Raw genomic sequence first — 26,446 nt, 5'->3', positions numbered from 1 at the left:
GCACCGGTAGCCTGGTGGGGTGATTGACCTTCGCCTGCTCCGTGAGGACCCCGACCGTGTTCGCGCCTCCCAGCGCGCCCGTGGAGAGGACGTCGCGCTCGTCGACGCCCTGCTCCTGGCCGACGAGCGGCGCAGGTCGTCCGCCGTCCGCTTCGACGAGCTCCGCAACGAGCAGAAGTCGCTCGGCAAGCTCATCCCCAAGGCCTCCGGCGACGAGAAGGCCGAGCTGCTGAAGCGCACCGGCGAGCTCTCCGCCGCCGTGAAGGCCGCGGACGCCGAGCAGAACGAGGCGGCCGAAGAGGCCCAGCGCCTGCTGCTCCAGCTCGGCAACATCGTCCACGAGGACGTGCCGGTCGGCGGCGAGGAGGACTTCGTCGTCCGCGAGACGCACGGCACCATCCGCGACTTCGCCGCCGAGGGCTTCGAGCCCAAGGACCACCTGGAGCTCGGCGAGGCGCTGGGCGCCATCGACGTCGAGCGCGGCGCGAAGGTCTCCGGCTCCCGCTTCTACTACCTGACCGGCGTCGGCGCGCTCCTGGAGCTGGCCCTGGTGAACGCCGCGATCGCGCAGGCCACCGAGGCCGGCTTCGTACCGATGCTGACCCCCGCGCTGGTCCGCCCGCGCGCCATGGAGGGCACCGGCTTCCTCGGCCAGGCCGCGGAGAACGTCTACCACTTGGAGAAGGACGACTACTACCTGGTCGGCACCTCCGAGGTCCCCCTCGCGGCGTACCACATGGACGAGATCATCGAGGCGGACAAGCTGCCGCTGCGGTACGCGGGCTTCTCGCCCTGCTTCCGCCGCGAGGCCGGGACGTACGGCAAGGACACCCGGGGCATCTTCCGGGTGCACCAGTTCGACAAGGTCGAGATGTTCTCCTACGTCCACCCGGACGACGCGGAGGCCGAGCTGGAGCGGCTGCTGGAGTGGGAGAAGCAGTGGCTGAACGCCCTGGAGCTGCCGTTCCAGGTGATCGACGTGGCGACCGGCGACCTCGGCGCCTCGGCGGCGCGGAAGTACGACTGCGAGGCGTGGATCCCCACCCAGGGCAAGTACCGCGAGCTCACCTCGTCGTCCAACTGCAACAGCTTCCAGGCCCGCCGGCTCTCGATCCGCATGCGCGAGGGCAAGAAGGTCCAGCCGCTGGCCACCCTGAACGGCACGCTGTGCGCGGTCCCGCGCACCATCGTGGCGATCCTGGAGAACCACCAGCTGCCCGACGGTTCGGTACGGGTCCCCGAGATCCTGCGCCCCTACCTGGGCGGCCGCGAGGTCCTGGAGCCGATCGCCACGTGAGCACCGCTCCCTCCGCGGGGCCGGTCGCGCCCGCGCCGTTCCCGTACAAACTGATCGCGACCGATCTCGACGGCACGCTGCTGCGTTCCGACGAGACGGTCTCGCAGCGCACCCGTGACGCGCTGGACGCCGCCTGCGCGGCGGGCGCCGCGCACATCGTGGTGACCGGACGCTCGGTCGCCTGGACGAAGCACATCTTCGAGTCCCTCGGCTACGACGGACTCGCGGTGTGCGGCCAGGGCGCGCAGGTCTACCACGCGGGCGAGCGCCGCCTGCTGACCTCGGTGACGCTGGACCGGCAGCTCGCCGGTCTCGCCCTGTCCAAGATCGAGGCGGAGATCGGGCCGCTGGCCCTGGCCGCGAGCCGCGACGGGATGGACGGCGCGGTCCTGATCGGCCCCGGCTACCGGGTGCACGAGGGCGAGCTGCCGTACGTCCCCTTCACGGACATCGCGGACGTCTGGGCGGCTCCGCTGACCAAGCTGTACATCCAGCACCCCGGCCTGTCCGACGACGACCTCGCCCGGGTGGCCCGCCGGACGGTGGGGAACCTGGTGGACGTCGTCATGGCCGGGGCCGGAGTCGTGGAGATCCTGCCGCTGGGCCTGAGCAAGGCGACCGGGCTGTCCCTGGCGGCCCGTCGGCTGAAACTGAAGGCGGCGGACACCATCGCCTTCGGCGACATGCCGAACGACGTTCCGATGTTCGGCTGGGCGGCGCACGGGGTGGCGATGGCCAACGCGCACACCGAGCTGAAGGCCGTCGCGCACGAGGTCACCGCGTCCAACGAGGACGACGGCATCGCCGTGGTCCTGGAGAACCTGCTCGCCGACACCCGCTGAGCGGACGGATCCTCGGCCGAGTGCGGGGAAGAGGCGGCCCGGCGCGATGCGCAGGGCCGCCCCGGGCAGTCGCCGCAGGGCCGCACGACGGAGTGACGGGTGTGCGCCCCTCCGGTGCCGGCCCCGCTCCGCTGCCCCGACGGGAGCCACGCGGGCCGGATGTCCGGCCGACGAGTGCTCCACCCCCGGCAGTCGGGCGTCGCCGCCCCACCACTGTGCGCGTCAACGTCCGCCGCCCGCCACTCCTTTTCCGACCGCGTGCACCGTACAACGATTTCGGTTGTAGGATGACTGGGCAACCGGGCGAATCCTCGTCCGGTCGTCAGCGGCGAGCGGACCGGATACGGGGTACGGCATGGCACTTCGGGCGGCGGGGCGGAAGTCCCTGGTGGACACCGTCGTGGAGCAGCTCCGCGATCAACTCGCCGACGGCGAGTGGTCCGTCGGCGACCGGATTCCCACCGAGCACGACCTCGCGGAGCAGCTCGGTGTCGGCCGCAACACCGTCCGGGAGGCCGTGCGTGTCCTGGTGCACGCGGGGCTGCTGGAATCCCGGCAGGGCAACGGCACCTTCGTCCGCTCGACCGCCGACCCCGCGGCCGTGCTGCGCGGGATGCGGCACGCGGGCGCCCTTGACGTGCTGGAGCTGCGGGTGGCCCTGGAGGCGGAGGCGGCCCGGCTGGCCGCGGTGCGCCGGGACGCGGACGACCTGCTCGCCCTGCGGGCGGCCCTCGCGAAGCTGCACGAGCAGGGCGACCGGGCGGCCGACGCCGACCTCGCCTTCCACCTCGGGATCGTGGAGGCCACCCACAACGCCGCGTTCACCGAGGTCTACCGCTTCTTCTCGGCCCAGGTGCACGAGTCGCTGGTGACCTCGCTCGGCGATCACGAGATGCCGCCCATCGATCTGGTCGCCCATGCCGCCCTGGTGGACGCCGTCGAGAGCGGGGACCCCGCCGCCGCCGAGCAGGCGGCGCGAGCGCTGCTCCAGGTGCCCATCGACGTCATCCGGGGTCTGGTCGGCCGCTGAGGCCCTGCGGCCGGGGCCGTTGCGGTCCGCCTGCGGGCCCTCGGCAGTCCCCGCCCCCTTCACCTCGTTCCTCCGCCCCTTCGTTCCCTCGTTTCTCTCACCCCCCTTGGAAAGGTGTTCGTCTTGTCACGCCCGGAAGCCGATCAACTCCTGCTGGACGCCGAGGCCGACGTCCGGCCCACCCCTCAAGGGGTCGCCGCGCGGCGGGCGTTGCTTGCGCATCCGGTGATCCTGATGGTCGGCATCGTGCTGGCCTCGCTCAACATGCGCGCGGCACTCGCGAGTGTGTCCCCGCTGGTCGGCGAGATCAGTGACGCCTTCGGCCTGTCGTCCACGGCCACCAGCCTGGTGACGTCCGTGCCGGTGCTCTTCCTGGGCGTCGGCGCGATGGCGGCCCCCTGGCTGGGCCGGCGCTTCGGCACCGAGGCGGTGCTGTTCTGCGCGCTGGTGCTGCTGGGCATCGGCATCGTGGTGCGCGTGGTGCCCTCGACGGTGGCACTGTACGGCGGCGGGGTGCTCATCGGTGTCGCGATAGCCCTCCTCAATGTGCTGATGCCCGGTCTGATCAAGCGGGACTTCCCCGACCGGGCCGCCTCGATGACGTCGGTCTACACGGGCTCGATGATCGCCGGTGCCACCGTCGTGGCCGCGGCCTCGGTGCCGCTGGAGAAGGCCTTCGGCGGGAGCTGGGAGGCGTCGCTGGCGTTCTGGTCGCTGCTGGCGGCCGTGGCCGCGGTGGCCTGGCTCCCCCAGGTGCTGATCGCCCGGGGCCGTACCGGACACGAGGTACGGGTCGAGCCCGTCGTCGGGACCGCGCCGAAGAGCGTCTGGCGTTCGGCGCTGGCCTGGCAGGTCACTCTCTTCATGGGCCTCCAGTCGTTGTGGTCGTACGTCCTGATCGCCTGGATGCCGACGATCTTCACGGATCACGGAATGAGCCGTTCCACGGCCGGCGTGATCTTCGCGTTCAACAACCTGATCCAGGTGGCGGGCGCCTTCGCCGTACCGCTGCTGGCGGGGCGGATGCGCTCGCAGCGGCCGCTGGTGGTGCTGGTCTCCTCTCTGGTGGCGGGTGGCTACGTCGGTCTGATGGTCGCCCCGGTGTCCGGGGCCTGGCTGTGGTCGGCGGTCCTCGGCGTCGGCCAGGGCGGCGCCGTGGGTCTCGCGCTGACGATGATCGTGCTGCGCGCCGGTGACGCGGCGACGGCTGCGCGGCTGTCCGGCATGGCGCAGACGATCGGCTATCTGCTGGCCGCCGTGGGCCCGTTGGCGGCGGGGGCCGTGTACCAGGTGACCGGCAGTTGGACGGTGCCGATCGCCCTGATGCTGGGCGTGTGCGCGACGGCTCTGTCGGTGGGCCTGTTCGCGGCCCGGGACCGCAAGATCTGACGCTTTTCAGGTGTCAAGGTCCGAGGGGTCCTTGTCCCCAGGGCCAGGCATTCCCGGCCTGTCACCGAAACGGGGAGCGCCCCCGGTTCGTGTCTGACATACGAACCGGGGGCGCTCCCCGTTCCCGGAAGGAGCCGATACGGCTATTCATCACCCGCAAGAGTGAGCGAGCGCAGTTTCTGGCCCGCGTACCACGTGGCCAGGCCCGTGACGGCGACCAGCAGGATCACCGCGGTCGGCAGCCCCACGTCCGAGGCGATCGCGCCGTCCGCCCCGATCTTCTCGGCCAGCGACAGCGCCCACTGCTGGATGCTGAGCGTCCGGGCACCCGGCACCAGGCTGCCGAACAGGGCCTCCCACACCAGCGCGTACACCAGCCCGAAGACGACCGCGTGCCGCGAGACCGTGCCGAGCAGCAGGAAGACGGCGCTGTAGGCGATGGAGGCGACGAGGGCGGCGACCGTGTAGGCGATGGCGATCTGGCTGCCGTTGCCGTTCAGGATCAGGCCCGCGACGAAGGTGGGGATCGCGGAGAACGCCATGGTGACGGCGATGGCGACGATCAGCTTGGTGAAGATGATCGTGGGCCGCTTCACCGGCTTGGACAGCAGATAGACGATCGATCCGTCGTCGATCTCCGGGCCGATCGCTCCCGTGCCGGCGATGACGCCGATCAGCGGGACCATCGTGGCGAGCGCGAAGCCGCCCAGGACGTCGGCGGCGACGCCGTCGTCCACGCCGACCAGGGCCCGCACCGCGACGGCGATCACGATGAGCAGGGCGGGCAGCAGGAAGAGGATGGCCGCACGGCGGCGGCCGAGCAGGGCCCGGTAGGTGAGCCGGGCGACGGTGGGTTCGTACATCGCAGCAAGCTCCTTTCAGGCCGTGACGAGGTAGGAGAAGACCGATTCGAGGGACTCGTCGGAGGGCTGCACCGTGAGCAGGCGGATGCCGTGCGCACGGGCGACCCGCGGGAGCAGCTCGGTGAAGCGGCCGAAGTCGACGGCCTGGACGCGCAGGGCGCCCTCGGCGCGGTCGACCTCGATGCCCGCCGTGGACGGGTCGGCGATCAACGCGGCGGCCAGGGCGCGGTCGTCGCTGGAGCGTACGAGGTACCGGTGCGGGCGGTCGGTCATCAGACGGCGGATCTTGCGGAAGTCGCCGGATGCCGCGTGCCGGCCGGCGACGATCACCTCGATGTGCGAGGCGAGCTGCTCGACCTCCTCCAGGATGTGCGAGGAGAAGAGCACCGTGCGGCCCTCGGCGCCCATGCGCCGCAGCAGGTCCATCAGCTGCATGCGCTGGCGGGGGTCCATGCCGTTGAACGGCTCGTCGAGCAGCAGCACCGCCGGGTCGTGCACCAGGGCGGAGGCCATCTTCACGCGCTGGCGCATGCCCTTGCTGTACGTGGCGACCTTGCGGTCCTGGGCGTACTCCATCTCGACGGTCGCGAGTGCCTTCTGCGCCGCCCGCTCGTCCAGACCGTGGAGTTCGGCGTTGGCGACGACGAATTCGCGGCCGGTGAGGAAGTCGTACATCGCCTCCCGTTCGGGGACGACGCCGATCTCCCGGTAGATGCTCTCGTTGCGCCAGATCGGCTTGCCGTCGAGGGTGACGGAGCCGTTGGAGGGGGCGAGGAAGCCGCCCATCATGTTGATCAGGGTGGACTTGCCCGCGCCGTTGGGGCCGAGCAGGCCGGTGACGCCGGGGCCGATGTTCATGGTGACGTCGTTGACGGCGACCACGTTCCCGAACCAGCGGGAGGCCTTGGAGATGTCGATCGTGGTCACAGTCCGACCTTCCGGTAGCGGCGCATCAGGACGGCGTACGAACCGGCGATGAGCCCGAGGACGACCAGCAGGTAGACCACGCCCGTGCCGGCACCGGGGCCGGTGCCTCCGGGGAAGGCGGAGGTGGCGCCGAGGAAGGCCGTCTGGACGCCGTCGATGAGGGTGGCGGGCGAGAAGAGGCCGAGCCACTCCACCGCGCTGTCCGCCTCCTGGCTGGTGGCGATGGCCTGGACGGTCGAGACGGCGCCGTACGAGATGGTGAACACGGCGATCACGGCGGCGACGCCGAAGCCGCGGCGCGGCGTCAGGGCGGCCATCACCAGGCCGATCCCGGCGAACAGGAGGGACAGCAGTGCCACGGAGACCAACCCCTGTGCGAAGCCCTTGGTCTGGGTGCCGAAGTCGAACTTCGCGAGCAGCGCGCCCGCGTAGAGGATGACCAGCGGGATGGCCGTGAGGGCGAACAGCGCCGAGGCCATCGCGGCGTATTTGGCGAGCACGTAGTCCCGGCGTTCGATGGGCCGGGAGAAGTACAGCGGCACCGTCTTGAAGCGCAGGTCGCGCGAGACCGTCTGGGGTGCCTGGGCGGCCAGGTAGAGACCGATGACGGGCTGCAGGGAGATCGCGAACGCCGTGTAGGACAGCGGCAGTTTGGTCATGGTGCCCGCGGGGGCGGCCACGGCGACGGCGACGATGATCGCCGCGGTGGCGGTCATCACGCCGAACAGGACCATCGGCAGCACCTTGGACTTGGCGCTGCGGCCCAGTCCGTACGCACCGCGCAGGGACTGCGAGTAGAGCGAACGGCGGGCGTAGGCACGGCCGAGGCGGGGACCGTCGTACTTGCGGTAGCCGATGTTGTGGATGCGCGTCGGGTCGGCGCCCTGCGGCGTGAGCTCAGTTGCCATCGTGGCCGCCTCCCTTCTGCTGGTCGTTGCGCTGGGCGCCCCGGGCGGTGCCCGCGGGGGCCGCGGACGGAACGGGTGCCGCGCCCGCGGGCTGGTCGGTGCTCTCGCCGGTGACCGGGTCGGCGCTCGGGCCGGTGCCCCGACCGCTGCTCCGGTCGGCGCTCCGGTCGGTGTTCCGGTCGGTGTTCCGGTCGGTGCGGAAGACCTCGGCGATGTGGTGGCGGCGCTGCTCCATGCGGACCAGGCCGATGCCCAGGTCGGCGACGGTGTCGCGGACCAGGTCGTACGTGGCGTCGCCCTCGCCCTCGACGAGCAGGATGTGACCGGCGCCGGGCAGGCCCTGCTCCTCGGCGGCGTGCAGGGTGACGCCGGCCGCGGTGAGCGCCTCGCGCAGCGCCCGCGTGCCGTCGGGGTGGGTGTCGGAGTCGGTGACCTCGACCGCGAGGGTCGTGGTCGTCTGGGTGAAGTCACTGGTCGAACTGGACCGCAGCAGCGCGCCGCCGTCGATGACGACGACGTGGTCGCAGGTGCGCTCCAGTTCGCCCAGGAGGTGCGAGGTGACCAGGACCGAGATCCCGAAGTCGGTGTGCACGCGGCGGATCAGGCCGAGCATCTCGTCGCGGCCGACCGGGTCGAGACCGTTGGTGGGCTCGTCCAGGAGGACCAGCTGCGGGTCGTGGACCAGGGCCTGGGCCAGCTTCACCCGCTGCTTCATACCGGTCGAGTAGCCGCCGATGGGGCGGTAGCGCTCTTCGTAGAGGCCGACGTGCCGCAGGGTGTCCGCGGTGCGCTCGCGGGCGGCGGTCGCGGGCAGGCCCGACATCCGCGCCATGTGGACGACGAACTCGGTGGCCGAGACGTCCGGCGGCAGGCAGTCGTGCTCGGGCATGTACCCGACGCGCTCGCGGATCTCGGCGCCGCTGGTCGCGACGTCGAGGCCGAGCACGGCGGCCGTGCCCTCCGTGGCGGGGGACAGGCCGAGCAGGATTTTGATCAATGTGGACTTGCCGGCTCCGTTGGCTCCCACCAGACCCGTCACTCCGGGCCCGATGTCCAACGTGAGCCGGTCAAGCGCGGTCACCCGGGGGAACCGCTTGCTCAGGGCTTCGGTTGCGATCACGGCAGTCACAAGTCCGAAGGTAGTGGCGCAGGCCACAATCCACGTCAGCCCTGGCGGTTGTTCTCCTCTCCCCCTCTGGTCGTACGGACCCGTAGGGGGGAGCAGTACCGGAGGTTGACCCGACGGCCGAAAACGGCCTCCGAAGGGAACCACGGGTTGATTGCGCGGCGTTGTCCACAGGCCGTCATGCACAGCCCTTGACGCAGCCGCCGGGCATTGTCACATTCATCAGTGTCAAGTTACGGACGCGTACCGCTACACGGGACGGACGGGTGGCATGACCTCAGCAATCACAGAAGTCTCCGGCTCGCGGGATGAACTCGCCCGGCGACTGCGCGGGTTCAGGCACGTGCAGCGCCTCGCGTACGAGTGCGCCGAAGCCGTCGCGGCGCAGCTCAGGCCCGGTGTCACGGAGCGCGAAGCGGCCCGTATGCAGCGGGTGTGGCTGCGCGAGCGCGGGGTGCGCGACTGGTTCCACCTGCCCTTCGCGTGGTTCGGCGACCGGACGGCGTTCACCGGATTCCGGATACCCCTCCAGTTCTTCCCGACGAACCGGCGGCTGGAGGCGGGCATGCCGTTCATCCTCGACATGGCCCCGGTCCACCAGGGCTTCACCGCGGACATCGGCTACTCCGGCTGTCTGGGCCCGCATCCGGTGCACGACCGGTTGCTCGCCGACCTGGAGGCGCACCGCACGCTGATCCTGGACCAGGTCCGCGAGCGGCGCACGCTGCGGGAGATCTACCAGAACGTCGAGCGGCTGATGGCCCGCCAGGGCTACACCAACCGGCACCGCGCGTATCCGTTCGGCGTGATCGCCCACAAGGTCGGCCGGGTGAGGGAACGCTCCTGGTCGCCCCAGGTGTTCGGATTCGGGACGCAGTCGCTGAAAGGACTGGCGGGCGACGCGTTGCACGGGCACCGGGACGGCTGGTCGCCCCTGTGGAGCCCGTACACGTTCTCCGATCATCCGCCGCAGCCGGGCCTGTGGGCGGTGGAACCGCACCTCGGATTCCGGGGTACGGGCGCGAAGTTCGAGGAGATCCTGGTGGTCACCGACTCCAGGGACCCCGAGCAGAGCGCGTTCTGGCTGGACGACGACCTGCCGCACGTGCGGCGCTGGGCCGAGGAGAAGGCGGCATGAGCGTGGAGAAGGACCACCCCGCAGAGGGGACGACCGGGCGCCACTCCGGGGGAGCGCCCGGACTCGAAGGAGCGCGCGAGCGCCGGGTGCGCACCGGCGGGATCGAACTGTGCGTCGTCGAACTGGGCGACGCGGCACGGCCGACCGTGCTGCTGGTGCACGGCTACCCGGACAGCAAGGAGGTATGGTCGGCGGTCGCGACGCGGCTGGCAGACCGCTTCCACGTGGTGCTGTACGACGTACGGGGTCACGGCAGTTCGCAGGCGCCGAAGCCGTTGCGCGGCGGCTTCACGCTGGAGAAGCTCACCGACGACTTCCTGGCGGTCGCGGACGCGGTCAGCCCGGACAAGCCGGTGCACCTGGTGGGGCACGACTGGGGGTCCGTACAGGGCTGGGAGTTCGCGACGACCCGGCGCACACAGGGGCGGATCGCGTCCTTCACCTCCCTGTCGGGCCCGTCCCTGGACCACTTCGGCCACTGGATCAAGAAGCGGACAACCCGGCCGACCCCGCGCCGTGCCGCCCAGCTCCTCGACCAGGGCATCAAGTCCTGGTACGTGTACATGCTGCACACCCCGGTCCTGCCGGAGCTGGCCTGGCGCGGTCCGCTCGGCAAGCGCTGGCCCAAGCTACTGGAGCGGGTCGAGAAGGTCCCGGCCGACGGCTACCCGACGTCCTCGCTGCCGCGGGACGCGGCCCACGGCGCCTGGCTCTACCGCGACAACGTGCGCACCCGGCTGCGCAGGCCGCGCGCCGACGCGTACGCGCACGTACCCGTGCAACTGATCATCCCGACCGGCGACATCTTCCTGTCGGAGCACCTGTACGACGAACTGGAAATGTGGGCTCCGCAGTTGGTACGCCGCACCCTGCCCGCCAAGCACTGGGCGCCCCGCACCCGTCCCGACCAACTGGCGGCGTGGACAGCCGAGTTCGTCCTGGCGAACGAGGACAGCGCGGCGGGCGTCGCCCCACGTGCGCCGGCGGCCAACGGCAAGTACGCCGACCGCTTCGGCGGGCAGCTGGTCCTGGTGACCGGCGCGGGCAGCGGGATCGGACGGGCCACCGCTTTCGCGTTCGCCGAGGCGGGGGCGCGGATCGTGGCCGTCGACCGGGACGCGGAGGGGGCGTCCAGGACGGCGGAGCTGGCCCGGTTGATCGGGGCGCCCGACGCCTGGGCGGAGGTCGTCGACGTCAGCGACGGGCAGGCGATGGAGAAGCTGGCCGAGAAGGTCGCCGCCGACCACGGCGTCGTGGACGTACTGGTCAACAACGCCGGGATCGGCATGTCCGGGCCCTTCATGAGCACCTCGGCGGAGGACTGGAAGAAGGTCCTGGACGTCAACCTGTGGGGTGTCGTCCACGGCTGCCGCACCTTCGGCCGGCAGATGGCCGAGCGCGGACAGGGCGGTCACATCGTCAACACCGCCTCCGCGGCGGCGTTCCAGCCCTCCAGGACGCTGTCCGCCTACAGCGCCTCGAAGGCGGCGGTGCTGATGCTGAGCGAGTGCCTGCGCGCCGAACTGGCGGGCCGGGGCATCGGAGTCAGCGCCATCTGCCCCGGCCTCGTCAACACCGGCATCACGGCCGGCGCCCGTTTCACCGGAGTGTCCGAGGAAGAGGAGGAGCGCAAGCAGCAGCGTTCGGCGCGGCTGTACCAGCTGCGCAACTATCCACCGGAGAAGGTCGCCGACGCCGTACTGCGCGCCGTGGTGAAGAACCAGGCGGTGGTGCCGGTGACGCCGGAGGCGCGCGCCTCGCACCTGATGTCGCGCTTCACACCGAGGGCGCTGCGCGCGGTCGCCCGTTGGGAGCCGCGGCTGTGAGCACCGGACCCCGGGGGAGGGCATGGTCGTGCTGCCGACCGGCGGGGACCGGGCGCGGCGCCATCCCGGTACCTGGGGCGGTCGTACCATCCCTCGCAGGAAGGCTCGCTGCGCACGGTCGTCCTGTACCCGACCGCCCCGTACCCGACCGCCCCGTTTCGCGGCCCGCGCCGCAGCGGGCGCAGCGGGCGCGGTGGGTGCGGTGGGGCGAGTGCGACAGCACGGCGGCACTGCGGCCCTGAGCCGGGGAGAGGCCGGCGGACACCGGGACAGAGCCGGACGGAAGGGGAGTGGTCATGCCCGAGCGACAGGCGCAGGGCGAGTACCGGATCGAGGACCTCGCGCACCACAGCGGTGCCACGGTCCGCACGATCCGCGCCTACCAGGACCGCGGGCTGCTCCCCAAGCCGGAGCGACGCGGGCGGGCCAATGTGTACGGGGAGGCGCACCTGGCCCGGCTCCGCCAGATCGCCGACCTGCTGGACCGCGGCTACACCCTGGCCAGCATCAAGGAACTGCTGGAGGCGTGGGACGCGGGCCGGGGTCTCGGCGGGGTGCTCGGCCTCGTCGCGGAGGTCGGCGGGCCGTGGACCGACGAGGAGGCGAGCCGGATCACCCGCGCGGAACTGGACGCGCGGTTCGGCGGCCGGCCCGACGACGCGGCGGTCGCCGAAGCGGTCGAGCTCGGGGTGCTGGAGAGGATCGAGGGCCGTGACGACGAGTTCCTGGTGCCCTCTCCGCAGGAGCTCGCGGTGGCCGTGGAGCTGTACGCGGCGGGTGTTCCGCTGCGCGCGATCTCGGGCCACCTGCGGGAGCTGCGGGGCCAGGTCGAGCACATAGCAGCCAGGTTCCTGGAGTTCACCACCGAGCACGTCTTCGCGCGCTACCTGGGGCACACACCTCCCACCGACGCGGAGGCGGCGGAGGCGGCCGCTCTCGTACGCCGGCTGCGGCCGCTCGCCCAGCAGAGCGTGGACGCCGAACTGGCCCGTGCCATGAGGCTGTACGCCACCCGGCACCTCCAGCGGCATCTGGGCACGGCGCCTGCGGCCGATCCGGACGTCCGGCCGCAGGCGCTCGCCCTTCCGGCGGGAACGATCGCCGCCGTCCAGGCGCTGGTCGGAGCAGAGAACGCGTCGGCCTTTGTCACGGCGGCCACGGAACGGGAGCTTCACGCCCGGACCTTGGACGCCTTGTCAGCGACACAACACAATCACATGAAAAGTGATGAAGCTCCCTAAAATGGACATCAGTTATCCACAGATCTTGCATTTCCCTTGTGGAAAAGGGCGGTTGGCTGTGGATTACCGACAACTGCTGCACGATCCAGGGGAATTCGGATGCGCGCACGGCATCGTGCCGGGGATTGTGACCGCATGGACGAACAACGCACCGTGAAGGTTTCGAAGTACCTCTCGCGACATCTGCGCCACCAGCCCGAGCGCATCGGCCTCACCCTCGACGCGAACGGCTGGGTCGAGATCGACGCCCTCGTCCAAGCCGCCGCCGCACATGGTTTCCGCTTCACCCGGGCCGAGCTGGACCACGTCGTCGCCACCAACGACAAGAAGCGTTTCGCGGTACGGGAGGACCAGGTTCGAGGGACCCTGATCAGGGCCAGCCAGGGCCACACCGTCGAGGTCGATCTGGCGTTGGACCCGGTCGAGCCCCCGGCGTACCTCTTTCACGGCACCCACCACCGGGCCGTGGAGGCCGTTCGCGCCGAGGGCCTGCGCCCGATGACCCGGCACGACGTGCACCTGTCGGCCGACCGGGAGACCGCGACACGGGTCGGCGCGCGCCGGGGGCGACCGGTGGTGCTGTCGGTGGACGCGGCGGCGATGCACCGGGCGGGCCACACCTTCCGGGTGAGCGCGAACGGGGTGTGGCTGACGGCCCGGGTGCCAGTGGAATTCCTGCGCTTCCCGGAGGCGTGACGCGGCCTTCTCGGGGTGTGGCGGGCGCTTTCCGGGTGCTTTCGGGCGGCGGCGGGGCCCCGACGTCGGCGGGCGGGCCACGGGTCCCGGCTCCGCAGGCCCGGCCCGTACAGTCGGATCATGCGTCTGAGCACTGTGATTCTGCCGATCCGCCGTTGGAACGAGGGCGGCAAGCAGGTGTGGCAACGGGCCGAGGAACTGGGTTTCCACACCGCGTACACCTACGACCACCTGTCGTGGCGGGTGCCCTTCCGGGAGGGCCCGTGGTTCGGGGCGCTGCCCACGCTGACCGCTGCCGCGTCGGCCACCCGGAGGCTGCGCCTGGGCACGCTGGTGACCTCGCCGAACTTCCGGCACCCGGTGACCCTGGCCAAGGAACTCATCTCACTCGACGACATCAGCGACGGGCGCGTCACCCTGGGCATCGGCGCGGGCAGCGCCGGCGGGTTCGACGCGACGGCCCTGGCGCCCGAGGGGACCGCGCCGTGGACGCCGCGCGAGCGGGCGGACCGGTTCGCCGAGTTCCTGGGGCTGCTGGACCGGCTGCTGACCGAGGACGCCGTGTCCTACGAGGGTGACTTCTGGTCGGCCGGGGACGTACGGAACATCCCCGGGTGCGTGCAGCGGCCGCGGCTGCCGTTCTCCGTGGCGGCGACCGGTCCGCGCGGGCTGAAGCTGGCCGCGCGGTACGGGCAGGCGTGGGTGACCACCGGCGACCCCAAGCTGTACGAGAACGGCACGCCCGACGAGTCCCTGGCGGCGATCCGGGGCCAGGTGACGAAGCTCGGCACGGCGTGCGAGGCCGTCGGGCGGGACGTCGGCGAGCTGGGCAAGACCCTGCTGACCGGGTTCACGCCGGACCGTCCGCTGGAATCCCTCGACGCGTTCGTGGACTTCGCGGGGCGGCACGCGGAGCTGGGCTTCGACGAGCTGGTGCTGCACTGGCCCGTCGCGGACACGCAGTTCGCGGCGGACGAGAAGGTCTTCGAGCAGATCGCGAGCGAGGGGCTCGCGCAGCTGGGCTGAGCGCGGCGGGGGCGGGACCCCGTGGGCGAACCCGCCAGGGCCCGGCGCGGGCCAGACGTGGGCCGCTCCCTTTCTGCGTCCCCCGCAGAGGTGTGACCCAGCAGACCACGTCCCCTCAGATGTGCGGCCTTTCGCACGTCCGTGCGTTCCATGCGGGAAGATGAAGCGATGACCTCAGCTACCGACTTCCGCTCCCGCCCGGCCGACGACCCCGAGGACGGCACCGGCGGTGCCACGGCCGTCCGTCTGATCGCCACCGACCTGGACGGCACCCTGCTGCGCGACGACAAGTCCGTCTCGGAACGCACCGTCGCCGCCATGGCCGCCGCCGAGGCCGCCGGCATCGAGGTCTTCTTCGTGACCGGCCGCCCGGCCCGCTGGATGGACGTCGTCAGCGCGCACGTCCACGGCCACGGCCTCGCCATCTGTGCCAACGGCGCCGCCGTCGTCGACCTGCACGCGGGCGGGGAGCTCATCGAGGTCCACCCCCTGGAGCGGCCCGACGCCCTCGCCACCGTGGCCGCGCTGCGCGCCGCCGCCCCCGACACCTCCTTCGCGGTGGAGCTGACCACGGGCATCCACTACGAGCCCGACTACCCGCCCTTCCAGTTCGACCCGGCGGCGAGCATCGGCACCGCCGAGGAACTGCTGCGCGCGCAGGACCCCGGCCCGGGCACCCCGGTGATCAAGCTGCTCGCGCACCACCCCGCGATGGCCCCGGACGACTTCCTCGACCTGGCCCGTGCCGTCGTCGGCACCCACGGCTCGGTCACCCGCTCCAGCACGACCGCGCTCCTGGAGATCAGCGGCCCGGGCGTCTCCAAGGCGAGCACCCTGGCCCGCTGCTGTGCCGAGCGCGGCATCCTCCCGGAGGAGGTGGTGGCCTTCGGCGACATGCCGAACGACATCGAGATGCTGGCCTGGGCGGGCCGCTCGTACGCCATGGGCAACGCCCACCCGGCGGTGCTGGCCGTCGCTTCGGGGCGCACCGCTCCCAATGAGGAGGACGGGGTCGCAGCGGTCATCGAGCAGATCCTGGCCGAGCGGCAGCGGTAGCAGCGACACCAGGAGCCACAGGCAGTGAGGGGCGTCCTCCGGGAGGACGCCCCTCACCTGTGTCCGCCTCGGCGACGCCCACTACAACGGCGCCTCCCACACCACCGTCGTCCCTCCGCCGTCCGCACCCAGCCCCGGACCGTACGAGCTCGACCCGCCCAGCGCCTCCGCCCGCCGCCTCAGGTTCCGCAGCCCGCTGCGCCGGCCGCCCTCCGGGATGCCGACCCCGTCGTCCGCCACGGTGAGCCGCACCGCGCGCTGCCCGTCGTCCAGCGCCACCGTCGCGTCCACGACCACCTCGATACGGGAGGCCGCCGCGTGCCGGAAGGCGTTCGACAGCGCCTCGCGCAGCGCCGCGATCAGGTTCTTCCCGGTCAGTTCGCCGACCAGCGCGTCCACCGGACCCACGAAGCGGTGCCCGGGCTTGAAGCCCAGCGGGACCGCCGCCATGTTGATCTCGCGCAGCACCCTGGTGCGCAGCCCGGACGGCGCCTCGGCCGGCCCCTGCTGGAGCGCGAAGATCGCCGTACGGATCTCCTGGATCGTCACATCCAGCTCGTCCACCGCCTTGCCGACCCCCTCCTGGACCGCCGGAACGACCGACCTGCGCTGGGCGCTCTCCAGCATCATCCCGGTCGCGAACAACCGCTGAATGACGAGGTCGTGCAGGTCACGGGCGATCCGGTCGCGGTCCTCGTACACCGCGAGCCGCTCACGGTCGCGCTGCGACTCGGCCATCATCAGCGCCAGCGCCGCCTGCGAGGCGAACTGGGTGGCCAGTGTCCGCTCCGCCTCGGTGAACGGCTTCCCGCCCCGCCCCCGCGGAGTCGCCAGCGCGCCCAGCACACGGCCGCCGCTGCGCAGGGGCAGCAGCATGCTCGGCCCGTACCGCGCGGACATCCGGGTGATCATGCGCGGGTCGGTGGCGGAGTCCTGGACGAACACCGACTCACCGCCCAGCAGCAGCTTCACGATCGGGCTCTCCGCCGGCATCACCTTGCCCAGCGTCTCGCCGGGGTTCTCGGAGGACACCGCCGCGATCTCCAGACCGCCGTCCTCGGTGGGCAGCAGCACCATCCCGGCGTCCGAGTCCGCCAGCCGCCGTGCCTGCTCGGCGACCACGGTGAGCGCGTCATCCACGTCCCCGCCGGACAGCAGGGCCGTCGTCACGGCCACCGAGCCGTCGATCCACCGCTCGCGCTGACGGGCCGCCTCGTACAGGCGGGCGTTGCCGATGGCGATGCCGGCCTCGGTGGCCAGCACCCGCAGCATGTGCAGGTCGTAGTCGTTGAACTCGCCGCCGTCGTTCTTCTCGGTGAGGTAGAGATTGCCGAAGATGTTGCCCTGTACCCGGATGGGGACGCCGAGGAAGGTCCGCATCGGCGGGTGGTGCGCGGGGAAGCCGGCGAAGCGGGGGTCGGCCGTCAGATCCGCGAGCCGCACCGGCTCCGGATCTCTGATCAACGCCCCGAGAAGGCCCTTGTGTCCGTCCGGCAGGCGGCCGATGGCGGCCGCCTGCTCGACGGTCACGCCGTACGTCACGAAGTCGGACAGCCCGTCGCCCTCGTCGTCGACGACGCCGATCGCCGCGTACCGGGCGTCGGCCAGTTCCGCGGCGGTCTCGCAGATGCGGTCCAGGGTGGAGTGCAGTTCGAGTCCGGTACCCACCGACCGCATGGCCTCCAGCAGGTGCGGCACCCGCGCGGTGAGCTCGGTCGACAACCCCTGCAGGCTGCGTGTCGCCTCGGTCGCGGCATCGAGGGAGTGCGGTGAGGCGGACCGGCCGTCGGGTACGAGCGGGTCCTGCTGCGCTGACATGCCCTTGAGACTAGTTAGTCCGATTTAAAGGGGAAAGTCGACCGTAGCGCGTTTCGACCACTCCAGAACGCGTTTCCCCCACTTGGGACCCGGTGAGCTGCCGGCCCGCCGTTCCCCAGCGCCGCCCGCCCCACCGCCATCCCCTTTCTCCTACGCCACCGGCTCCGCCGCCCTCTCCCGCTCCAGCATCCGCCGCAGCGGCCCCTCCACCGCGGTCAGGGCCATGAAGTCCCCGCGCTGCACGACCCGCCCCGCGTCCAGCACGACCACCTCGTCCACCGCCTCCAGACCCCGGAGCCGGTGTGTGATCAGCACGGTCGTGCGTCCCTCGGTGGCGGCCAGGAGGTCGGCCGTCAGAGCGTCGGCCGTCGCCAGGTCCAGGTGCTCGGCCGGTTCGTCCAGTACGAGCACGGGGAAGTCGGCCAGCAGCGCCCTCGCCAGCGCGAGCCGCTGCCGCTGTCCGCCGGACAGCCGCGCCCCGTGCTCGCCGACCAGGGTGCCGATCCCCTCGGGCAGCGCCTCGGCCCACTCCCGCAGCCGGGCCCGGCCGAGCGCCTCCAGCAGCATCGCGTCGTCCGCGTCGGTCCTGGCCAGCCGCAGGTTCTCCCGCACCGAACTGTCGAAGAGGTGGGCGTCCTGCGCGCACAACCCGACCACCGTCCGTACGTCGTCGCCGTCGAGCGCGTCGGCGTCCGTCCCTCCGATCGTGTACGACCCGGCTTCCGCGTCCAGGAACCGCAGCAGCACCTGGGCCAGGGTCGTCTTCCCGGCCCCGCTCGCCCCGACCACGGCGATCCGCTTTCCGGCCTCCAGCGTCAGGTCCACCTCGCTCAGCGCGTTCCGTTCCTGCCCGGCGTAGCGGGCGGACAGGCCCCGTACCTCGATCGGGAACGGCGACGCGGGCAGCGCCGCGGGCGTCTTCGGCTCCCGAACGGGAAGCGGCGCGTCCAGCACCTCGTACACCCGCTCCGCACTGCGCCGCACCCGCTGCCTGTACTGCACGGCCAGCGGCAGCCCGGTCACCGCCTCGAACGCGGCCAGCGGGGTCAGCACCACCACCGCCAGCGCCACCCCGGCCAGCCGCCCGTCCGCCACCGCCTGCACCCCGGCCCACGCGGCCCCGACCACGGTCAGCCCGCACACCAGCGCCGAGAGCCCGCCGCCGAGCGCGGTCGCCGAGGCGCCGCGCGAGGCGATCCGGGTCAGCTCCCCGTCCGCCTCCCGCACCGCGGCCAGCCTGCGCCCCAGCGCGCCCGCCACCGTCAGCTCGCCGACCCCGCCGAGCAGGTCCGCCACCCGTACCGCCAGCGCACCCCGAGCGGGAGCGAGCTGCCGTTCCGCCCGGCGCGCCGCCGCACCGCTCACCAGCGGCACCCCGACACCCGCGAGCAGCAGCCCGACCGCCAGCACGGCCCCGGCCTCCGGCAGCAGCCAGCCGGTGAAGCCCACGGCGGCCCCGCCCACCAGAACCGCCGCGCCGACCGGCAGCAGCCAGCGCAGCCAGTAGTCCTGCCAGGCGTCCACATCGGCGACGAGCCTGGACAGCAGGTCCCCGCGCCGCGTCTCCCGCAGCCCCGCGGGCGCGATCCGCTCCAGTCGCCGGTACACGGCCACCCGCATGTCCGCGAGCATCCGCAGCACGGCCTCGTGCGACACCAGCCGCTCCGCGTACCGGAACACGGCCCGCCCGATGCCGAAAGCGCGGGTCGCGGTGACCGCCATCATCAGATACAGCACCGGAGGCTGCTCGGAGGCCCGCGAGATCAGCCAGCCGGACACCGCCATCAGCCCCACGGCCGACCCCAGCGCCAGGCTCCCGAGCAGCAGCGCCAGCGCAAGCCGCCCGCGTTGCTCGCCCGCGTCGTGCCGCACCCGACGCAGCACACCGCCCCCTGCGACCGGCGCTGTTTCCCGTGAAACATCCACCGCCGCACCCTCAGCGGCCGAGCTCGTTTCACGGGAAACATCCACTGCGGCCGAACCTGTTTCACGTGAAACATCCACCACCGGCCCCCCCGCCTCCAGGCCCGTTTCACGTGAAACATCGCTCACCGCCGCCCGCGGCGCCCGCGCCCCCGTCGGCACAGCCCCCGCATCCCCCAGCGCCACCACCCGGTCCGCCACCGCCAGCAGCGCCGGCCGGTGCACCACCAGCAGCACGGTCCGCCCCACCGCCAGACGCCGTACCGCCTCGACGATGCCCGCCTCGGTCTCGCCGTCCAGCGCGGCCGTCGGCTCGTCCAGCAGCAGCACCGGCCGGTCCGCCAGGAAGGCCCGCGCCAGCGCCAGCCGCTGCCGCTGCCCTGCGGAGAGCCCGGCCCCGTCCTCGCCGAGGAGAGTCTCCACGCCCTGCGGCAGCGCGGCCACGAAATCCTGCGCCCCGGCGTCCCGCAGCGCCTCCAGCACCGCCGCGTCGTCCGCCTCCGGCCGGGCGAGCCGTACGTTCTCGGCGACGGTTCCCGCGAACAGGTGCGGCCGCTGCGGCACCCACGCCACCCGTGCCCGCCACTTCTCCGGGTCCACGGTCGCCAGATCGGTGTCCCCGACCAGCACCCGCCCCGACTCCAGCGGCACGAACCCCAGCACCGCGTTCAGCAGCGTCGACTTGCCCGCACCGCTGGGCCCGACCAGGGCGACGGTCTCCCCCTCCCCGACCTCCAGCGAAGCCGCGTCCAGCGAAGCGGCCGTCCGCCCCTCGTGCCGTACGGTCACCCCCTCGACCCGCAGCGCGCCGGCGGCCGGAGCTTCCCCCGAGCCGCCCTCGGGCAGCCCGGTCTCCAGCACCTCGAAGATCTCCTCGGCGGCCGCCAGCCCCTCGGCGGCGGCGTGGTACTGCGCCCCGACCTGGCGCAGCGGCAGATACGCCTCCGGAGCCAGGATCAGGATCACCAGCCCCGTGTACAGATCCAGCTCACCGTGCACGAGTCGCATGCCGATGGTGACCGCGACCAGCGCCACCGACAGGGTGGCCAGCAGTTCCAGCGCGAAGGACGACAGAAAGGCGATCCGCAGCGTCTTCATGGTGGCCCGGCGGTACTCGCCGGTGATGGCCCGGATCTGCTCGGCCTGCGCCTTGGCCCGGCCGAACACCTTGAGCGTCGGGAGTCCCGCGACCACGTCCAGGAAATGCCCGGACAACCGCGACAGCAACTTCCACTGACGGTCCATCCGGGACTGGGTGGCCCAGCCGATGAGAATCATGAACACCGGGATCAACGGCAGCGTCACCACGATGATCGCGGCCGACACCCAGTCTTCCGTGACGATCCGCGCCAGCACCGCCACCGGGACCACGACCGCCAGCCCGAGCTGCGGCAGGTACCGGGAGAAGTAGTCGTCCAGCGCGTCGACGCCCCGGGTGGCCAGCGCGATCAGGGAGCCGACCCGCTGCCCCCCGAGCCACCCGGGCCCGAGCCCCGCCGCCCGCTCCAGCAGTCGGCCCCGCAGCTCGGACTTGACCGCCGCGCTCGCCCGGTGGGCGGCCAGCTCGGTCAGCCAGGCCACCAGTGCCCGCCCGGCCGCGACCACGGCCAGCAGGATCAGCGGAGTGCGCAGACCGGCGGAGCCGAGGCCGTCCTCGAAGCCCCCGACCACCACCTCGGCGATGAGCATGGCCTGGGCCACGACCAGACCCGCGCCTGCGAGTCCGAGAACCACGACCGCTCCGAGGAAGAAACGGGTGGCCCGGGCGTACCTGAGCAGACGCGGGTCGATCGGTTTCACGTGAAACATCTCCCACTAGCGAGAACGAACAGCATCAACGGAAGCGGACCGCATCAGTGCGCGTCGGCGATGTGCTGCGTGCCGATCCGCTTCCTGAACACCCAGTACGTCCACCCCTGGTAGAGCAGCACCAGCGGCGTCGCGATGCCAGCGCACCAGGTCATGATCTTCAGGGTGTACGGGCTGGACGAGGCGTTGGTGACCGTGAGGCTCCAGGCGTCGTTCAGCGAGGACGGCATGACGTTCGGGAAGAGCGTCAGGAAGAGCATGGCGAAGGCGGCCGCGATGGTGACACCCGACAGGGCGAACGACCAGCCTTCGCGGCCCCGCTTGATCAGCGCGACCGCGGCGACCATGGACAGCGCCGCCACGAGCAGCGCGACGAGGCTTGCGGTGTCGCCCTTGTCGGCCTGGGTCCAGACCAGGAAACCGATGGCCAGCACTGCGGCCACCAGACCGGTCCTCACCGCGAGCGCGCGCGCCCGCATCCGGATGTCACCGACCGTCTTGAGCGCCGCGAACACCGCGCCGTGGAAGGTGAAGAGGGTGAGCGTGACCAGCCCGCCGAGGAGGGCGTACGGGTTGAGCAGGTCGAAGAAGTTCCCGACGTACTCCATGTCCGCGTCGATCTTCACGCCGCGCACGATGTTGCCGAAGGCGACGCCCCACAGGACGGCGGGCAGCAGGGAGGTCCAGAAGATCGCGTGCTCCCAGTTGGTCTGCCAGCGCGCTTCGGCCCGCTTGTGCCGGTACTCGAAGGCGACGCCCCGGACGATCAGGCAGGCCAGGATGAGCAGGAGCGGCAGGTAGAACCCGCTGAAGAGGGTGGCGTACCACTCGGGGAAGGCGGCGAAGGTGGCGCCGCCGGCGGTCAGCAGCCAGACCTCGTTGCCGTCCCAGACGGGTCCGATGGTGTTGATCAGGACCCGCCGTTCCTTGCGGTCCCTGGCGAGCAGCTTGGTGAGGACGCCGATCCCGAAGTCGAAGCCCTCCAGGAAGAAGTAGCCGATCCACAGGACGGCGATGAGCACGAACCAGACGTCGTGGAGTTCCACAGCAGTTCCCCAGTCCTAGTACGAGAAGGCCATCGGCCGGTCGGGATCGCGGTCGTCGCCGCCGATCTTCGTGGGCGGGTTGAGGTCGGCCTCGGTGAGTTCCGGCGGGCCGAGCTTCACGTACTTCACCAGCAGCCGGACCTCGATGACGGCGAGCACGGCGTACAGCAGGGTGAAGACGGTCATCGAGGTGATGACCTCGCCCTGCGAGACACCGGGGGAGACCGCGGCGGAGGTCTTCAGGACTCCGTAGACGACCCAGGGCTGGCGGCCCATCTCGGTGAAGATCCAGCCCCAGGAGTTGGCGATGAGCGGGAAGAGCATGGTCCACAGCGCGACGACCCAGTAGAGCGACGCGAGGCGCGGGCTGAGCACCTTGTTGCGGAACAGCACCAGGTTCGGCACCTCGTCCTCGCCGGTTCGCAGAGCCGGTGGGAGCAGGAACTTCCTCCTGGTCAGCCAGAGGCCCAGGATGCCGAGGGCGAAGGACGCCATGCCGAAGCCGATCATCCAGCGGAAGCCCCAGTAGGCGACCGGGATGTTGGGCCGGTAGTCGCCCGGGCCGAACTTCTCCTGCTCGGCCTTGTTGATCTCATTGATGCCGGGGACGTAGTCGGTGAAGTTGTTGTGGGCGAGGAAGGACAGTATTCCGGGGACCTCGACGGCGACCCGGTTGTGACCCTTGTCCACGTCACCGATGGCGAAGATCGAGAACGGCGCGGGCGCCTCGCCCTCCCACAGCGCCTCGGCGGCCGACATCTTCATCGGCTGCTGCTCGTACATGATCTTGCCGAGCGTGTCGCCGCTGATCGCGGTCATCAGACCCGCGACCACCACGGTGACCAGGCCGAGCCGCAGCGAGGTCCGCATCACCGGGACGTGCTTCTTGCGGGCCAGGTGGAAGGCCGCGATGCCGACCAGGAACGCCCCGCCGACCAGGAAGGCCGCAGTGATGGTGTGGAAGAACTGGGCGAGCGCGGTGTTCTGGGTGAGCACCTGCCAGAAGTCGGTGAGCTCCGCCCGCCCGCGCTCCTCGTTGATCCGGTAGCCGACCGGGTGCTGCATCCAGGAGTTGGCCGCCAGGATGAAGTACGCGGACAGGATCGTGCCGATCGAGACCAGCCAGATGCAGGCCAGGTGGATCTTCTTCGGCAGCTTGTCCCAGCCGAAGATCCACAGCCCGATGAAGGTCGACTCGAAGAAAAACGCGATCAGCGCTTCGAAGGCCAGGGGAGCGCCGAAGATGTCACCGACGAAGCGGGAGTAGTCGGACCAGTTCATGCCGAACTGGAACTCCTGCACGATGCCGGTGACCACCCCCATCGCGATGTTGATGAGGAAGAGCTTCCCCCAGAACTTGGTCGCCTTGAGGTACTTCTCCTTGTTGGTCCGCACCCAGGCGGTCTGCAGGCCGGCGGTCAGCGCGGCGAGCGAGATCGTCAGGGGGACGAACAGGAAGTGGTAGACGGTGGTGATACCGAACTGCCATCGCGCGAGGGTCTCTGGCGCCAGTGCCAGCTCCACGTCGTCTCTCCTTACGTCGCCGAACCCACAGCCCCATGCACGGTCCCGGACGTGCGGGACATCCATCGGGCTGCGCGCCCCGTAAATCCCACACATCATGGGACGAACAGGGACACGCTTGTGAACGCGTTCACATTCACAAGCATTATGTCGCACGTCCATTCGGAGGAATCCAGGGGGGTCCCCCTAAGAAACAGCGGTGCCCCCGCAAGCCGCCACACGGCTCGCAGGGGCACCGGACGCGGTGCGCTCCCGCGGGGCTACAGCTCCTTGCGGAACGCCTCCGCCGCCTTCAGGAACAGGTCGTTCGCCTCGACCTCGCCGATCGTCACGCGCACGCCCTCCCCCGCGAACGGCCGCACCACGACCCCGGCCCTGTCGCACGCCGCCGCGAAGTCGGTCGTCCGCTCCCCCAACCGCAGCCACACGAAGTTCGCCTGCGTCACGGGCACCGTCCACCCCTGGCCGACCAGCGCGTCGTACACCCGGGTCCGCTCGGCGATCAGCGCGTCCACCCGCTCGAGGAGCTGGTCCTCGGCGCGCAGCGAGGCGACGGCCGCCTCCTGTGCGATCTGGCTCACACCGAAGGGCACGGCCGTCTTGCGCAGCGCCGCCGCCACCGGCTCGTGCGCCACGACGAAACCGACCCGCAGCCCCGCGAGCCCGTACGCCTTGGAGAAGGTGCGCAGCACGGCGACGTTCGGCCGGTCCCGGTAGAGCTCGATGCCGTCCGGCACCTGCTCGTCCCGGATGAACTCGCGGTACGCCTCGTCCAGGACGATCAGGACGTCCTTCGGCACCCGGTCCAGGAAACGTTCCAGCTCAGCCCGGCGCACCACGGTGCCGGTGGGGTTGTTGGGGTTGCAGACGAAGATCAGCCGGGTCTTCTCGGTGATCGCGTCGAACATGGCGTCCAGGTCGTGCACGTCGCCTTCGTCCAGCGGCACCTTGACCGAGGTCGCCCCGCTGATCTGCGTGATGATCGGATAGGCCTCGAAGGAGCGCCAGGCGTAGATCACCTCGTCGCCCGGACCGGAGGTCGCCTGGAGCAGCGACTGCGCGACGCCGACCGAGCCCGTGCCGGTCGCCAGGTGGGACACCGGCACGCCGAAACGCTTCGCCAGCTCCTCCATCAGCCCCGTGCAGGCCATGTCCGGGTAGCGGTTGAAGACCCCGGCCGCGGCGATCGCCTGCTCCATGACGCCCGCGAGCGGCGGGTAGGGGTTCTCGTTGGAGGACAGCTTGTACGCCACCGGGCCGTCGCCCTCGGCGGCCGCGGCCGGCTTCCCGGGCTTGTACGTGGGGATGCCGTCCAGCACCGCACGCAGCTTGGGGCTCCCCGCGCTCGTCTCGCTCACTTCAGGTCCTCCTCGACCGTACGTACCGCCAATGCTGCACACCCTATGAGGATTGGGCAGCGCTGCGAAGGGGCCGCAGAAGACCGCCGCCCGTCCGGAAAGCACCGGCGCACCTCCCTGGGGGGCGCGCCCCCGGTCTGCGCGCGCGCCGGTGGCTCACGCCGTGGCGCGCGTCCCCCGAACCGGTGAGTTGAGACCTGCCCGCAACATACGACAGATGCCGGACGCACCCCGTCAGCCCATGGACTCCACGGCAACGCACCCCCCAACACCCTTGACTTCCATGGTCATTGACGATCCAACCCGTGCAAAAACGTGCCTGCCACCGAGCGCATATGCACGGCAGTCAATCGGCCCCCCGCGCCCTAATATCGGCTCGCCATGACAGCAGCAGGGAAGCATCAGGTGAGCCGGACCGAGACACCCCGGCGAGGCAGTCGGCCAGGACGTGCGGGCATCCGGGATGTCGCCGCCGCAGCCGGTGTCTCCATCACGACTGTCTCCGACGCCCTCAACGGCAAGGGACGGCTCCCGGACGCCACCCGCCGCCACGTCCGCGAAGTCGCCGACCGGCTGGGCTACCGCCCCTCCGCCGCGGCCCGCACCCTCCGTACCGGCAAGTCGGGCCTGATCGGTCTGACCGTGACGACGTACGGGGATGAACCTTTCACCTTCACCGAGTTCGCGTACTTCGCGGAGATGGCGAGGGCCGCGACCTCGGCGGCCCTCGCCCGCGGCTACGCCCTCGTCATCCTTCCGGCCTCCTCCCGCCACAGCCCCTTCGACGTGTGGCAGAACGTGGCGCTCGACGGGACCGTCGTCATCGACCCCTCCGACGACGACCAGGTCGTCACCGAGCTGATGCGCCAGGGCCTGCCCGTCGTCTCCGACGGCCGCCCGTCCGGGGCCCTGCCGGTCACCGCCTGGGTCGACAACGACCACGAGGCCGCCGTACTCGATCTCCTCGACCACCTCGCGGACGCCGGCGCCCGCCGCATCGGCCTCCTCACCGGCACCACCACGGACACGTACACCCGGCTCTCCACCACCGCGTACCTGCGCTGGTGCGAGCGCGTCGGCCAGGACCCGGTGTACGAGTCCTACCCGGCGCACGACCCGTGCGCGGGCGCCGTCGCGGCCGACCGGCTGCTCGCCCGCCCGGACCGCCCGGACGCCGTCTACGGGCTCTTCGACCCCAACGGCACCGACCTGCTGGCCGCCGCCCGGCGCTACGGGCTGCGGGTCCCGGAGGACCTGCTGCTCGTCTGCTGCTCGGAGTCGACGGTGTACGCGAGCACCGAGCCGCCCATCACGACGCTCTCGCTCAAGCCGCGCCGGATCGGCACGGCCGTCGTGCAGCTCCTCATCGACGCCATCGAGGGACTGGACACCGGGCACCCGGTCGAGCAGGTGATACCGACCGAGCTCATCATCCGTACGTCTTCCCAGCGACGTCCGCCGCGCACCACGGTGAGCGCCCCGCGGTCGCCGGCGGGGGACTGAGCGCACGGCCCGAGGGGGGCCACGAAGGGGCGGACGGGGCGGCAGGCGGGGAGCCGCCCCGAAATCAACACCGGGACCGATCTCCGCAATCCGGACGAAA

The 26,446-nt window shown here is 71.3% G+C and carries 20 protein-coding genes; 11 read left to right on the top strand and 9 right to left on the bottom strand.

From position 1 onward, the window contains the following. Positions 1-19: 19 nt before the first annotated feature. The 4 genes from serS (at position 20) to ACIP93_RS03795 (ending at position 4,558) form a co-directional block, all read left to right on the top strand. On the top strand, positions 20-1,297 hold the full coding sequence (gene serS, locus ACIP93_RS03810; RefSeq protein ID WP_401755296.1) for a serine--tRNA ligase: 1,278 nt from the start codon (positions 20-22) through the stop codon (positions 1,295-1,297). Beyond that, positions 1,294-2,139: an HAD-IIB family hydrolase gene (locus ACIP93_RS03805; protein WP_401755293.1), complete on the top strand. Its 846-nt coding sequence runs from the start codon at positions 1,294-1,296 to the stop codon at positions 2,137-2,139. The genes serS and ACIP93_RS03805 overlap by 4 nt, the downstream gene beginning before the upstream one ends. A gap of 355 nt (positions 2,140-2,494) precedes the next feature. After that, entirely contained in the window at positions 2,495-3,169 is a 675-nt protein-coding gene (locus tag ACIP93_RS03800) for an FCD domain-containing protein (protein WP_345220776.1), read from the top strand. A 123-nt stretch (positions 3,170-3,292) separates the two neighbouring features. Beyond that, entirely contained in the window at positions 3,293-4,558 is a 1,266-nt protein-coding gene (locus ACIP93_RS03795; protein WP_401755289.1) for a CynX/NimT family MFS transporter, read from the top strand. Between the two features lie 143 nt (positions 4,559-4,701). On the opposite strand, the gene ACIP93_RS03790 is transcribed toward ACIP93_RS03795, so the two are convergent. The 4 genes from ACIP93_RS03790 to ACIP93_RS03775 are packed head-to-tail and all read right to left on the bottom strand — an operon-like array spanning position 4,702 to position 8,376. Beyond that, positions 4,702-5,421, bottom strand: a complete 720-nt coding sequence (locus tag ACIP93_RS03790) for an ABC transporter permease (RefSeq protein ID WP_401755286.1) — start codon at positions 5,419-5,421, stop codon at positions 4,702-4,704. A gap of 15 nt (positions 5,422-5,436) precedes the next feature. Then, positions 5,437-6,348, bottom strand: coding sequence for an ABC transporter ATP-binding protein (locus ACIP93_RS03785; RefSeq protein ID WP_345220785.1), 912 nt, complete (start codon positions 6,346-6,348; stop codon positions 5,437-5,439). Continuing rightward, complete coding sequence (locus tag ACIP93_RS03780) at positions 6,345-7,256, bottom strand: ABC transporter permease (protein WP_345220787.1); 912 nt, start codon at positions 7,254-7,256, stop codon at positions 6,345-6,347. Before ACIP93_RS03780 ends, ACIP93_RS03785 begins: the two co-directional genes overlap by 4 nt. After that, a complete protein-coding gene (locus tag ACIP93_RS03775) occupies positions 7,246-8,376 on the bottom strand; it encodes an ABC transporter ATP-binding protein (protein ID WP_401755652.1) in 1,131 nt (376 codons plus the stop codon). The genes ACIP93_RS03780 and ACIP93_RS03775 overlap by 11 nt, the downstream gene beginning before the upstream one ends. Positions 8,377-8,653: 277 nt before the next feature. On the opposite strand from ACIP93_RS03775, the gene ACIP93_RS03770 reads away from it, so the two are divergent. The 6 genes from ACIP93_RS03770 to ACIP93_RS03745 all read left to right on the top strand — a co-directional run bounded on the left by ACIP93_RS03770 (position 8,654) and on the right by ACIP93_RS03745 (position 15,365). Then, the gene (locus ACIP93_RS03770) at positions 8,654-9,520 is read left to right on the top strand and encodes a M24 family metallopeptidase (RefSeq protein WP_345220789.1); all 867 of its coding nucleotides are present in this window, start codon (positions 8,654-8,656) and stop codon (positions 9,518-9,520) included. After that, positions 9,517-11,346: an SDR family oxidoreductase gene (locus ACIP93_RS03765; RefSeq protein ID WP_401755281.1), complete on the top strand. Its 1,830-nt coding sequence runs from the start codon at positions 9,517-9,519 to the stop codon at positions 11,344-11,346. Before ACIP93_RS03770 ends, ACIP93_RS03765 begins: the two co-directional genes overlap by 4 nt. A gap of 296 nt (positions 11,347-11,642) precedes the next feature. Continuing rightward, on the top strand, positions 11,643-12,587 hold the full coding sequence (locus ACIP93_RS03760; protein ID WP_401755278.1) for a MerR family transcriptional regulator: 945 nt from the start codon (positions 11,643-11,645) through the stop codon (positions 12,585-12,587). A gap of 135 nt (positions 12,588-12,722) precedes the next feature. Beyond that, positions 12,723-13,283, top strand: coding sequence for an RNA 2'-phosphotransferase (locus ACIP93_RS03755; protein ID WP_345220795.1), 561 nt, complete (start codon positions 12,723-12,725; stop codon positions 13,281-13,283). A 120-nt stretch (positions 13,284-13,403) separates the two neighbouring features. Next, positions 13,404-14,309 (top strand): LLM class flavin-dependent oxidoreductase, encoded by a 906-nt coding sequence (locus ACIP93_RS03750; RefSeq protein WP_401755274.1) that lies wholly within the window; start codon positions 13,404-13,406, stop codon positions 14,307-14,309. Positions 14,310-14,477: 168 nt separating this feature from the next. Continuing rightward, the gene (locus tag ACIP93_RS03745) at positions 14,478-15,365 is read left to right on the top strand and encodes a Cof-type HAD-IIB family hydrolase (RefSeq protein WP_401755271.1); all 888 of its coding nucleotides are present in this window, start codon (positions 14,478-14,480) and stop codon (positions 15,363-15,365) included. An 81-nt stretch (positions 15,366-15,446) separates the two neighbouring features. On the opposite strand, the gene ACIP93_RS03740 is transcribed toward ACIP93_RS03745, so the two are convergent. The 5 genes from ACIP93_RS03740 to hisC form a co-directional block, all read right to left on the bottom strand. Then, a complete protein-coding gene (locus tag ACIP93_RS03740) occupies positions 15,447-17,183 on the bottom strand; it encodes a GAF domain-containing sensor histidine kinase (protein ID WP_401755268.1) in 1,737 nt (578 codons plus the stop codon). A gap of 150 nt (positions 17,184-17,333) precedes the next feature. Further along, on the bottom strand, positions 17,334-20,906 hold the full coding sequence (gene cydD, locus ACIP93_RS03735; protein ID WP_401755265.1) for a thiol reductant ABC exporter subunit CydD: 3,573 nt from the start codon (positions 20,904-20,906) through the stop codon (positions 17,334-17,336). A gap of 53 nt (positions 20,907-20,959) precedes the next feature. After that, positions 20,960-21,961: a cytochrome d ubiquinol oxidase subunit II gene (cydB, locus tag ACIP93_RS03730; protein WP_345220807.1), complete on the bottom strand. Its 1,002-nt coding sequence runs from the start codon at positions 21,959-21,961 to the stop codon at positions 20,960-20,962. Positions 21,962-21,976: 15 nt separating this feature from the next. Next, positions 21,977-23,485: a cytochrome ubiquinol oxidase subunit I gene (locus ACIP93_RS03725; RefSeq protein WP_401755261.1), complete on the bottom strand. Its 1,509-nt coding sequence runs from the start codon at positions 23,483-23,485 to the stop codon at positions 21,977-21,979. A gap of 260 nt (positions 23,486-23,745) precedes the next feature. Further along, positions 23,746-24,843, bottom strand: a complete 1,098-nt coding sequence (gene hisC, locus ACIP93_RS03720) for a histidinol-phosphate transaminase (protein ID WP_401755258.1) — start codon at positions 24,841-24,843, stop codon at positions 23,746-23,748. Between the two features lie 381 nt (positions 24,844-25,224). Here hisC and ACIP93_RS03715 point away from each other — a divergent pair, with 381 nt between their 5' ends. Continuing rightward, complete coding sequence (locus tag ACIP93_RS03715) at positions 25,225-26,346, top strand: LacI family DNA-binding transcriptional regulator (protein WP_345220812.1); 1,122 nt, start codon at positions 25,225-25,227, stop codon at positions 26,344-26,346. Positions 26,347-26,446 lie beyond the last annotated feature (100 nt).

It is taken from the genome of Streptomyces sp. NPDC088745 (genome assembly GCF_044751045.1).
Classification (GTDB): domain Bacteria; phylum Actinomycetota; class Actinomycetes; order Streptomycetales; family Streptomycetaceae; genus Streptomyces; species Streptomyces cremeus.
Note: the sequence above shows the minus strand (reverse complement) of the source record. Positions and strands in the feature narration are given on the sequence as shown.